Annotated in this window: 2 protein-coding genes; one reads left to right on the top strand and one right to left on the bottom strand. The window is 63.0% G+C overall.

Annotated features, from left to right (window positions below; all coding sequences use genetic code 11):
* Positions 1-114: 114 nt before the first annotated feature.
* Positions 115-1,007 (bottom strand): IS5 family transposase gene (locus ACIBZJ_RS43175; protein WP_395939426.1). Its coding sequence is split into 2 segments (ribosomal slippage): positions 115-629 and positions 629-1,007, totalling 894 coding nucleotides; the frame shifts between segments, so codons are not numbered across the junction.
* Positions 1,008-1,566: 559 nt separating this feature from the next.
* On the opposite strand from ACIBZJ_RS43175, the gene ACIBZJ_RS43170 reads away from it, so the two are divergent.
* The gene (locus ACIBZJ_RS43170) at positions 1,567-2,715 is read left to right on the top strand and encodes an amidohydrolase family protein (RefSeq protein WP_395939425.1); all 1,149 of its coding nucleotides are present in this window, start codon (positions 1,567-1,569) and stop codon (positions 2,713-2,715) included.
* Positions 2,716-2,874 lie beyond the last annotated feature (159 nt).

Raw genomic sequence — 2,874 nt, 5'->3', positions numbered from 1 at the left:
GACTGGTCACGGCTCCGCCGACGCCACCAGGCCCGCGCCCGAAAAGCCCACTACCAGCGAAGACAGCAACTATCTAACGAAGCGCTGCTGTAGTATTAGGGCCTGTCCTGCGAATCACGTCAGCCAGATCAGCGTCGCGGCGAGGGTGAGTAAGGCCCGGTAGAGGACGGCGCGTTTGGCGTAGCGGGTGGCGATCGCGCGGAACTGTTTGAGCCGGTTGAAGCAGCGTTCGACAAGGTTGCGCTGCCGGTAGATCGCCGCGTCGAACGCCGGTGGGCGGCCACCGGCCGAGCCTTTGGCCGCCCTCCGGGCGAGTTGATCCGACCGTTCCGGGATCGTCACCGCGATTCCGCGCCGCCGCAGGGCGATGCGGGTCGACAGATGTGAATAGGCCTTGTCCGCCACGACCCGATCCGGTCGTTTCCGAGGCCGGCCCCGGCCCGGCCGTGCGACCCGGACATCATCGAGCAGCGGCAGCAGCTGCGGGTTGTCTCCGGCTTGACCTTCGGTCAGGCGGACGGCCATCGGCCTGCCCCGCCCGTCGACAGCGAGGTGGATCTTGCTGCTCAGCCCGCCGCGGGACCGCCCGATCGCCTCACCCGCGACCGCAGGGATCGCGATGCCCGGACGCGAGGTCTGCCCAGAGCCCCCTTTTTCGCCGTCCCGGGCTTGCGGGCCCCGGCGGCGTGCTGATGTGCGCGGACGACGGTGGAGTCGACGTGGAAGGTCCACTCGATCTCCCCGATCGCGTCGTCGTGGACCTGAACGTGGTCCAGGATCCGGTCCCAGGTTCCGTCCGCCGACCAGCGCCGCAACCGTTCATGGGCGGTCTTCCAGGATCCGTATCTGTCCGGGATATCGCGCCAGGGTGCGCCCGTGCGGAGCTTCCACACGATCGCGTTGAGCACCTGCCGGTGGTCTTTCCACCGGTCACCCCGACCCGCGCTGACCGGCGACAGCGGAGCGATCCGCTCCCACGCGGCGTCCGTGACCTCATCCCGACGGATCCGTCCGGCTGGCCATCGCCTGCCCCCGCGACCACGACGGTGTCCTGCCCGAGCGATGGCTGATCGCCCAGTGGCCACCCGAGGAACCCGAGCCGATCACCTACTGGCTGGCCGGCCTGGCCGCCGCGACTGTGTGCCGTTGGCCTCCGGGCGCAGCCGGGCAGTCGCCTCCACGCTGACGCGTGCGCCGGGAACCTGGCTCGGACAACCGGTCTGAGCAGCACATTAACGGTCGTCTCAGATTCATTCGGTACGAAGTCGGCGTCGGACAAGCGAGGTAACCCGTCGGCAGGAGGCTAGTCATGGCAATGGATGCAGCGCTGTCAGGGAAAGCGCCGCCGGCCCGCACACATGCACGCGGGCGAGCGGCTCCCCGACCCCGGGCAGGACGCGAAGACCCGTGGTCCCGGCCGGTGGTGCTTCGGCGGGACCGGCGCCGAGGTCGCAGAGCGGGAAGCGGCTCGAGTGGAGACCTGAGCGACGAAGGCTCGATCTGGAGCATCTCGGAGACGGATGCCGAACGGATACCACACCCACGAACACCTGAATAGAGACTGATATGAAGCCCTTGGGACGCCGCAGTTTCCTGACCGCCGCCACGGCACTCGGCATCGGCGCCGGCCTCTCTACGCATGCCGTTGCCTCGGCAGCGAGCGACGACAAGGCTCCGGACCGGAACGCGGACAAGACTGCGGAAGTTTTCCAGCGAGACCGGGACCTGTCCTTCATCGGCGCGGAGGAGACATTTTCGACTCCCGAGTTGTTGAAGCTGAACTCCATCAATAAGGATCACATAGCGTACCTCGAGGAAATTGGTCTCGCGGAACTGGGCCAACGCCGCATCGGCAATATGGATGCGGGGGGACTCAACGTTCAGATCCTCTCTGCCCATACACCGTCCGTGCAAAACGTCCCTGGGCGAAAGGGTATCGACTTCGCCTATCGTCTTAACCGGCAACTTGTAGAAGGGCCGATCGCCAAATATCCGGGCCGCTTCAAGGCTTTCGCCACCCTGCCCTTGCAGAACCCTAAGGCGGCGGCGGACGAACTGGAACGCTCGGTTCGGGAAGACGGCTTCTTGGGCGCACTGACCAACGGACACATCACGAAGAAGTATCTCGATTATCCCGAATTCGAGCCTGTGCTGGAACGTGCCGTTGCGCTCGATGTGCCGATCTACCTGCATCCCGGCTATCCGGCTGACGACATCTTCAAGATTTACTACAAAACCACACGGTCTAAATACACGGAAGAGTTCCAGGACTACATTTTCAGTGGGTCTGGATATGGCTGGCACCAAGAGGTGCTAATCCAATGCATTCGGATGATCACGTACGGGGTCTTCGACAGATTCCCCACACTGAAGATCATCATCGGCCACATGGGCGAAGGTCTTCCCTTCTACTACAAGCGGATCATCGAAGACATGGGCGAGCCGACCAAAAACTCGCTTAAGAAACCTATCGAGCAATACTTCCGGGACAACTTCTGGATCACAACCAGTGCATTCCCTCAGACTGAACTGCTCGATCTCCTGCTGAAGTTCGTAAGCGTGGATCGAGTGATGTTCGCAACCGACTACCCGTTCGCGGACATAAAGGCGCAGACCGACTGGTTCCGCGGAGTCGATTTGCCACGCAAAGACAAGGAAAAGATTGCGTTCCGAAATGCAGAGAAACTGTTCAAAATGAAAGTACCCGTGAAGTGACGCGCCGGTGCCGACACCAGTAGCGATTCTCCTTAAAGCCATCACTGGGCGACGAGGGAGCTAGCCTCGCCCCTTCGTTAGGGGCGGTCCACCGGGCTGGGGCCGGAAATAGGAAGTGCCTTCTGATCTGGGAATATGGGGCTTGTCGAAGGTCCCGTT

It is taken from the genome of Cryptosporangium sp. NPDC051539 (genome assembly GCF_044454545.1).
In the GTDB taxonomy this organism is placed as follows: domain Bacteria; phylum Actinomycetota; class Actinomycetes; order Mycobacteriales; family Cryptosporangiaceae; genus Cryptosporangium.
This window is presented reverse-complemented; position numbering and strand designations above follow the sequence as displayed.

Bases quoted from the DNA above. Each gene is read 5' to 3' on its own strand.
- ACIBZJ_RS43170 (WP_395939425.1), top strand. From the start codon at position 1,567: ATGAAGCCCTTGGGACGCCGCAGTTTCCTGACCGCCGCCACGGCACTC.